Source organism: Sphingopyxis sp. BSNA05, assembly GCF_013265645.1.
Taxonomy (GTDB): domain Bacteria; phylum Pseudomonadota; class Alphaproteobacteria; order Sphingomonadales; family Sphingomonadaceae; genus Parasphingorhabdus.
Map to the genome: position 1 here is coordinate 69,643 of NZ_PYIA01000145.1, position 8,307 is coordinate 77,949.

Annotated in this window: 7 protein-coding genes and 3 pseudogenes; 2 read left to right on the plus strand and 8 right to left on the minus strand. The window is 58.8% G+C overall.

Annotation, left to right across the window (positions count from 1 at the left end; translation table 11 throughout):
- Positions 1 to 15 precede the first annotated feature (15 nt).
- The 8 genes and pseudogenes from ychF to C8024_RS23775 all read right to left on the minus strand — a co-directional run bounded on the left by ychF (position 16) and on the right by C8024_RS23775 (position 5,718).
- A complete protein-coding gene (gene ychF, locus C8024_RS17275) occupies positions 16 to 1,116 on the minus strand; it encodes a redox-regulated ATPase YchF (RefSeq protein ID WP_173207415.1) in 1,101 nt (366 codons plus the stop codon).
- A gap of 120 nt (positions 1,117 to 1,236) precedes the next feature.
- Positions 1,237 to 1,806 carry an aminoacyl-tRNA hydrolase gene (gene pth, locus C8024_RS17280; RefSeq protein WP_173207418.1) on the minus strand — a complete coding sequence of 190 codons (570 nt, stop codon included), beginning with the start codon at positions 1,804 to 1,806 and terminating at the stop codon, positions 1,237 to 1,239.
- A gap of 111 nt (positions 1,807 to 1,917) precedes the next feature.
- Positions 1,918 to 2,586, minus strand: a complete 669-nt coding sequence (locus tag C8024_RS17285; RefSeq protein WP_100094898.1) for a 50S ribosomal protein L25/general stress protein Ctc — start codon at positions 2,584 to 2,586, stop codon at positions 1,918 to 1,920.
- A 126-nt stretch (positions 2,587 to 2,712) separates the two neighbouring features.
- Positions 2,713 to 2,889, minus strand: coding sequence for a hypothetical protein (locus C8024_RS23760; RefSeq protein ID WP_173207421.1), 177 nt, complete (start codon positions 2,887 to 2,889; stop codon positions 2,713 to 2,715).
- A 377-nt stretch (positions 2,890 to 3,266) separates the two neighbouring features.
- A pseudogene (locus C8024_RS23765) lies at positions 3,267 to 3,365 on the minus strand (hypothetical protein); the annotation flags it as partial.
- The gene (locus C8024_RS22170; RefSeq protein ID WP_367947413.1) at positions 3,323 to 4,321 is read right to left on the minus strand and encodes a TraB/GumN family protein; all 999 of its coding nucleotides are present in this window, start codon (positions 4,319 to 4,321) and stop codon (positions 3,323 to 3,325) included. The gene C8024_RS22170 and the pseudogene C8024_RS23765, both read right to left, overlap by 43 nt.
- A pseudogene (locus C8024_RS23770) lies at positions 4,216 to 4,434 on the minus strand (hypothetical protein); the annotation flags it as partial. The pseudogene C8024_RS23770 and the gene C8024_RS22170, both read right to left, overlap by 106 nt.
- Before the next feature lie 52 nt (positions 4,435 to 4,486).
- Positions 4,487 to 5,718: pseudogene (locus tag C8024_RS23775) on the minus strand (TraB/GumN family protein).
- Here C8024_RS23775 and C8024_RS17315 point away from each other — a divergent pair.
- Together C8024_RS17315 and C8024_RS17320 are read left to right on the plus strand one after the other, a co-directional pair.
- Entirely contained in the window at positions 5,611 to 7,710 is a 2,100-nt protein-coding gene (locus tag C8024_RS17315) for a molybdopterin oxidoreductase family protein (RefSeq protein ID WP_173207432.1), read from the plus strand. The pseudogene C8024_RS23775 and the gene C8024_RS17315 sit on opposite strands and share 108 nt — an antisense overlap.
- A 229-nt stretch (positions 7,711 to 7,939) precedes the next feature.
- On the plus strand, positions 7,940 to 8,307 hold a 368-nt coding region (locus C8024_RS17320), incomplete at its 3' end, for a glycine--tRNA ligase subunit alpha (protein WP_173207435.1).

Here is an 8,307-nt window from a genome sequence, read left to right on the forward strand (position 1 = left end):
GGACTATGTGACAATTCAGACATTGAATTTGAAATTGAAGATATCGCCGTCTTTCGCGACATAATCCTTGCCTTCCTGCCGCAATTTTCCGGCATCGCGGGCCGCGCTTTCGCCGCCGAGCGCGACATAGTCGTCAAAGGCGATGGTTTCGGCGCGGATGAAGCCGCGTTCGAAGTCGCTGTGGATTTCGCCGGCCGCTTCGGGGGCCTTGGCACCCTTGTGCACCGTCCATGCGCGCGCTTCCTTGGGACCTACGGTGAAGAAGGTCTGCAGGTCGAGCAGTTGATATCCGGCGCGAATGACGCGGGCGAGGCCCGATTCCTCCAGGCCCAGCTCGGCCAGAAATTCGGCCCGGTCGTCCGGCTCCATCTCGACCAGTTCGGATTCGATCGCGGCAGATACGATCACCGCCTCCGCGCCCTCGGCCTTGGCTTTTTCGAATACGGCGGCGCTCAGCGCATTGCCTTTCGCGGCGTCGGCTTCGCTCACGTTGCAGACATAAAGCACCGGCTTGGCGGTCAGCAATTGCGACTGGTCAAAAATTCTCTGCTCTTCCTCGCCCTCGGGCTGAGTCAGCCGCGCCGGCTTGCCTTCGCGGAGCAATTCGAGCGCCTGGCCCAGAACATTGGCGGCAATCTTGGCTTCCTTGTCGCCGCTCGTGGCTTTTTTCTGGAAGGCGGGCACGCGTTTTTCGAGGCTTTCCAGATCGGAGAGCAGCAGTTCGGTCTCGACGACTTCGGCGTCGGAAATCGGATCAATCTTGTTCGCGACATGCTGGATATCGTCATCCTCGAAACAGCGTAGCACATGGACGACCGCGTCGACCTCGCGGATATTGCCAAGAAACTGGTTACCGAGACCTTCGCCCTGCGACGCGCCCTTCACCAGACCGGCGATATCAACAAAAGCGAGCTGGGTTTCGATGATCTTGGCGCTGCTGGCGATTTTCGCAATCTGCTGCAGCCGCGGATCGGGCACGGCGACCTGACCGACATTCGGCTCGATCGTGCAAAACGGATAGTTCGCCGCCTGCGCCGCCTGTGTCTCGGTCAGTGCATTGAAAAGCGTTGATTTTCCGACGTTGGGCAAGCCAACGATACCGCATTTGAAACCCATTTATTCACTCCGTCGTGCTGAAGCTGATTCGGCGTTTTGTGCCAAATCGCTCGAAAGTTGCGCATATACGCTCTGCACCCTGAATCAAGTTCGGGGTGACGATATATTCTATACTGCCCGTTATTCCTGCATCCGCATCGCGACTTCGCTCATGAACCGCGGATCATCGTCTTTCGCCAGCCAGTCGGCCTCGTCGGCGATCACGCCCAGCATATGGGCCAACTCGTCGATTTCCGCCTTGGCATAATTGCCCAGCACATGGCCTGTTACCCGCGCCTTGTGTCCCGGATGGCCAATGCCGATGCGCACCCGGCGGAATTCGGGGCCGATATGGGCGATCATCGACCTGATGCCATTGTGACCGGCTGCACCGCCGCCGCGCTTGACCTTGATCTTGAACGGTTCGAGATCCAGCTCGTCGTAAAAGACGGTAACGTCCTCGGGCTGCAATTTGTAGAAATCCATGGCCGCGCGGACGCTGTTGCCGCTCTCGTTCATGAAGGTCGCCGGTTTGAGCAGGACCAGCTTTTCGCCGCCCAGTCTTGCTTCCATGGTCCAGCCCTTGAACTTCTGCTTGGGCGGCGGGAAGCCGTGCACTTCTTCAAGCGCGTCGATCACCATGAAGCCGACATTGTGCCGGTGCATCGCATATTGCGCGCCCGGATTGCCAAGGCCGACCCATAGTTGCATTTTCTAACGCTCTCCCAGCTCGCCTTGAGCTTGTCGAAGGACAAAAAACCGCCCATGCTTTGTAAAAGTAGCATGGACGGTTTTTCGTTACATTGTTTGATGGCGGAAGGTCTAGCTGTCTTCGCCCTCGGCCGTGTCGGCGTCCTGCTCGGTGACTTCCGTTTCGCCGTCTTCGCCTTCGGCTGCTTCGTCTTCGTCGTCGGAAGATTTCAGAGCAGATGGTGCGGTGACGCCGGCAATGGTGAAGTCACGATCAGTGATCGAGCTTTCCGCGCCGTCGGGCAGGGTGACGTGCGAAATATGGATCGAATCGCCAATTTCCAGACCGGTGACATCGATCTCGATCTGGTCAGGGATATGATCCGCATCGCACATCAGGTCGAGTTCGTGACGAACAACGTTCATGACGCCGCCACGTTTCAGGCCAGGAGATTCTTCTTCGTTGATGAAGACAACAGGAATATTGACCTGTACCTTCGCGCCCTTTGCAAGGCGGAAGAAGTCGACATGGAGCGGGCGGTCGGTGACCGGATCAAAAGCAACATCTTTAGGAAGTGTGCGGGTTTTCTTCCCGTCAACTTCGACTTGAACCAGCGAGTTCATGAAATGGCCGGTGCCGAGAAGCTTGTTCAGCGCACGTTCTTCGACGTGGATTGCAATGGCTTCTTTCTTGTCGCCATAGATAACGGCGGGGATACGGCCTTCACGACGCAGTGCACGGGAGGCTCCCTTGCCAGCCCGTTCGCGTGGCTCGGCTGAAATAGTCAGCTGATCACTCATAATGTTGCTCCAAAAATTAGGTTTTGTCAGATTTCCGCCACGCCTCCAGGGTGCTCATGGTCGGAAAGAGGGCGCTATAAGGTCGGGGCAGCGCAAAAGCAAGGGTTTTGCGCGGAGGGCGAAACGCTAGCGGAAAAAGCCGATCTGGGAGCTTGTCGCGAGCAGGATGCCGCTTTGCGACCAGACCTCGACCCGTCCGTCAGTGGCGCTGTTCCTGACCGTCGCACCGGTGACCCGCAGCAGCAGGAAGTCGTTGCCCGCCGCGGCCAGGTCTTCCTCGCTGGCATAGATATAGCTCGCCATGGTGACGGTCGAACCGGGGCGGAATTGTTCGGTGACGAAAAAGTGCGCGGCATCGGCGTGTCGAGGATCGACAAGAGGCCGATCCGGTCCAGCGGACGACCGTCGGCCTCCTTGATCCAGACAATCCCTTCGGGCGTATCGTTTACGGCAAAGGGGATTCCCTTGGCAATGCGCTGGTCATAATGGACAACCCATGCCGGGGCCATCGGATTGACCGTTCGCAGGGCAATGGAATCGGCTGGCGACCTGGTTGTCGGCATCTCCACCTGATAGTCGATATCGGTCGGACGGCGGGTGCTGGTAACAATATCTGCGGCATTGGTCATGGAACCGTTCTGCAGCAGTTCCACGCGCCAGAATTGCGTGGTCGACCCGGCGCGGAGCAGCTTGACGGATAAAGTGATTTCGCCGGGACCGACGCCGGTCATGAAAATCATCTGCTGCGACACCAGCGGGCCCCGGCAATCGGGATGCATTTCGACGGCGCGCCCGGCAATGGCCGATATCCATCCGCCAAAGGCCATGCCGGTCGGATTGCGATAGATATCGCTTGCCTGAATCGTGAAAAGCCCGTCTTCCCGCGCGACCAGCGCGGTTTCCCGATCAAATATATATGCCATGCTGCGCCCTGATTATTGAATTTTTCGATTTTATACCCGCGTTTTGCAAGCATCGCCTGAACCGCATCGGGACCTGCCAAATGGGCTGCGCCAACCGCTACTAAAGATGTGCCGGGGCGTTGCAAGCGTTTGTCCAACTGTTCCGCCCAGTCGAGATTGCGGGCCACCAGCAGATATTCGCGGGTCTTGGGGTCTTTCAGAATACCGGTGTCGGAGAGGGTTACGATATGTTCCAGATCGCCCGTCATCCAGGCGTTGAACAAAAGTTCAAAGGCCTGCTGGGCATCGTCCGAATCCTCGAGCACGCTGGTCAGCATCTGGCGTTGCTGCTCTTCGGGAAGCTTGTCGAAATAGCCCAGCTGCAGTTCGATGGTTTCCAGCGCCTCGATCGGCTTCCCGGCCTTTTCGAACCGGGCGGTGAGTTTTTTCTCGACGCCGCCGCTCGAATCCAGTCCGAGGCTTCTGGTCTGCGCCGATGCCAGAGACAAGGCAGCCGCCCAGGTCTCCATCCGGTTGAGCGCGCGTTCGGAAATATTGGAGGAATCGATGATCCGGTCGAGATCATCGTGCAGATCCGGTTTGATACGTTCGTCCAGCTTCGCCTGCCCGGGGGAAATCGCCAGCCGGGAAAAATCCTCGCCGCATTCTGCGTGTCTTCCATGCCCAGCACTTCGATGACCAGCCGGTCTGAATCGGCAATCGCGGCTTCGAGCGCCGGGGTTTGCCAATGCACATCGTCGGGCAGGATATGGATCGTACCGAACATATAGGCGACGCCCGGCTGTCCGGGCACGGTACCGCTGACTTTCCAAAGCGCCGGCGTGCCCGTCTTGACGGTGTTCAGGGTCACATGATCGGACGTGTTGTTGCATGCGCCAAGCAGCAGGGACGCGATCAGGGACAGGATGATGGTGGTGATACGCATATTGCCTATTTGGTGCGCGTGCAGGGAAAAGAAAGCATGGGGGCGAGAATAATCAATATTCGATCCGTTCCGCAACAAGTCCCTTTTTCGCCAGAATTGCCTGCAGGCTGCTTTCTCCGGCCAGATGACCGGCGCCGACCGCCAGAAATATCGTTCCGGGCTGCTCCATCCGCTGCTCCACCCATTCCGCCCAGTTGACATTGCGGTTGACCAGCAATGTTTCGTAGAGAATTTCGTCTTCCAGCCCGGCATTCATCAACCTGCCCAGTGCATCGACATTGGCGTTGGCCCATTCGGCGACCATCTGCTCCATGCCCTCGGTTGTTTCGTCGATATTGTCGACGGTGAAATTGAGAAAGCGGATCTGAACCTCTTCAGCCAGATTGTCGAAAATCCGAGTTGCTGTTCGAGTGTTTCGAGCCCGGTGATCTTGATGGCCCGGGCCCGGGCCTGGGCCAGCAACTCATCCTCGACGCCCTGATCCGCCGCATAGCCGTTGCGCACAAGCGGGATGAGCGACAGATTGACGCTGGCGAACCACGGATCGAGCGGATCAAAGGCTGCGACCGGCATGTCCAGCTTGGTCATTGTCGCTTCATATTCGGCGCGGTCTTCTGCGGCCAGCTTGTCGCGCAGCGAAATCCCGCTCTTGTCGATCGCCAATTTGTTGACGACTTTCATCATCGCTGCTGCGTCGGGCTTGACCATTTCGACGACCAGCTCGTCGGAGGCATCGAAACTCTCCTTCACCGCTTCGTCGAACCAGGTCATGCCCGGTTTCAGGATATGGACGGTGCCGAACAGATAGATGGTCGTGTCTTCGTCCCTGATCACCCAGAGCGCGGGGTCGGCGTCATCCGGCATCACTGCGGGTATATATTCCGCGGCGGCAATATCGTCGACCGCAGCCGGCCCGTCATCGCTGCCGGCGCTAGCGATATCCTCGCCAGGTGCCTGACAGGCGCTGAGCGCCATGCAGAGGGGCAGGAACAGGGTGGTGAAAAGCCAGTTACGCGGCATGAAGAAGGTGCTCCGAGAGAAGATGTGATCGGCTTCATTGAACAAATGACGGCAAATGCCCAGCAAAATTTGCCGCAAAATCGGTCGATGTCGCGGGGGCACTGGCGACCGTGCCGCGAATCTGTTAACCAAATGGTTAATCCAAGGAGTTTCCCGATGAGCACGATCCACGCCCGTACCTGTCATATCTGCGAAGCCAATTGCGGCGTTCTGGTCGAGGTGGAGGGACGGGAGATTCTTTCGATCAGGGGCAACCCCGATCATGTGCTGAGTCGTGGGCATATCTGTCCCAAGGCGACCGCTATCGCCGATTTGCAGGATGATCCCGACCGTTTGCACAAGCCGGTGAAAAAGGTTGACGGCCAGTGGCAGGAAATCGGCTGGGAACAGGCTTTTACCGAGATTGCCGGCAAGCTGCTCGATCTCAAGGGGCAGGGCGCCAAGCCGGCCATGTATATGGGCAACCCCAGCGCTCATGATTACGGCATCTCCACCCAGATCAGCGCCTTGCGCCATGCGGTCGGGGTGAAGAATCTCTATTCCGCCTCGACGCTTGACCAGATTCCGCATCATGTCGTGCAATATCATATGTACGGCCATGTCAGCCTCGCGGCCGTACCGGATATCGACCGCAGCCAATATCTGCTGATCATCGGCGGCAATCCGGCGGCGTCCAACGGCAGTATCTGGACCGTGCCCGACTTTAAAAAGCGGGTGAAGGAAATGCGCGCGCGCAATGGCCTGCTGGTCGTCGTCGATCCGCGCCGCACCGAGACCGCCAAGCTGGCCGACGAACATCATTTCGTGAGGCCTGGCACCGACACCGCGCTTTTGATCGGGATATTGAAAAGCATTTTCGACGCCGGTCTGGCCGATATTTCCCGACTCGAGGCGATACTGGATGACAGCTGGTCAGCGATCGAGCCGGCGATAGCGGGTTTCGATATGGACCAGCTTGCGGCCCATTGCGGGATTTCTGTGGAGGACATGCAGGATATGGCGGCGCAACTGGCGGCTGACCAGCCCGCCGCTATCTATGGCCGGATGGGCGTTTCGGTTTGCGAATTTGGCACGCTCAACCAGTGGCTGATCCAGGTGATCAATATCGCATCCGGCAATCTCGACCGCGAGGGCGGCACGATGGTGCCGCAGCCGGCGCTCGACACGATCAATCTGGTGGGCAGGGGATCGGTGCGCACTGTCGATACCGTTCGTGGCGTCATGCCGTCGGTGATGGGCGAACTGCCGATGGTGGCCTTCGCCGATGAAATGCTCCGCGATGATGCCGAGCGCATTCGCTCTTTGTTCGTGGTCACCGGCAATCCGGTGCTGTCCGCGCCCGACGGTGCGAAGCTCGACCGCGCGCTCGAGAGACTCGACCTGATGGTCTCGTTCGACATGTATGTCACCGAGACCAGCCGCCACGCCGACTATATATTGCCGCCCTGTGGTCCGCTGGAGAAGGATCATTATCCCTTCTTCTTCGGGCCGCTGGCGATCCGTAACTATGGCAGCTACTCGCCGGCGATATTCGAGCTGCAAGACGGCGAGAAGACCGACTGGGAAATCATCGCCGAACTGGCGCGGGAGATTCTGGCGCAGGGCGGGCAGGACGTCCCCAACATCCGCGAGCCGCGCGATGTACTCGACGGCATGTTGCGCAGCTCTCCCGCCGGCCTCACGCTGGCGGAAGTCGAGGCGGCGCCCAATGGCATCGATCTCGGGCCGTTGCGGCCGTGCATGGCCGAAAGGCTGCGGACCGAGGACGGCAAGATCCATTGCGCCCATCCCGATTTTCTCGCCGAACTGCAGCGCTTTGCCGCGTCGCTCGGGAATGAAGAACCGGACGCCTTGCGCCTGATCGGTCGTCGCCATGTGCGCCAGAACAACAGCTGGCTGCACAATAGCGCACGACTGTTGAAAGGACCGGATCGCTGCACATTGATGATCCACCCCGATGATGCCGACGCGCGCGGACTGGTGGATGGCGTCATGGCGTCAGTCTCCAGCCGGGTGAACAGCGTTGAATTGCCGGTCGAAATTACCGATGACGTCATGAAGGGCGTCGTGTCGATTCCGCATGGGTTCGGCCATGGCCGCAAGGGCGTCGGCCTGTCCGTGGCAGCGGCAAAACCCGGCGTTTCGATCAATGACCTGACCGATACGGAGCGGTTCGATCCGCTGTCCGGCAATGCCGTGCTGAACGCGGTATCGGTGACGGTGGAGAAGGTCGAGGCGCTGGTCGCGGCGGAATAACCTCGTCATCGGAATAATCCCGTCATCCCGAGAAATCCCCTCGTCATCCTGAACTTGTTTCAGGACCCCTCGAGACCGCGCACAGCCTTTGGAGGCCCTGAAACGAGTTCAGGATGACGAATAAGGTCGCAAATCAGGCCATTCCTCCCTTGACCCTCTGCCGCCCTTTCGCCAAAGCAGCGCGTAAATATTGCACCTCCTTTTTTGGCACGCGAAGAAAGTCTTCATCTTGTCCGATACGAAGCCGCTCAGCTTCCAGCAGATCATCCTCAAACTCCATCAATATTGGGGTGATCGCGGCTGCGCGATTTTGCAGCCCTATGACATGGAGATGGGGGCGGGGACGTTCCACACGGCGACGACCTTGCGGGCGCTCGGCCCCGATCCGTGGAATGCCGCCTTTGCCCAGCCCTGCCGCCGTCCGACCGATGGCCGCTATGGCGAAAATCCCAACCGGCTGCAGCATTATTACCAATATCAGGTAATCCTCAAGCCATCGCCACCGGACATTCAGCAGCTCTATCTCGACAGCCTGTCGGTAATCGGCATCGATCCGATGCTCCACGACATCCGCTTCGTCGAGGATGACTGGGAAAG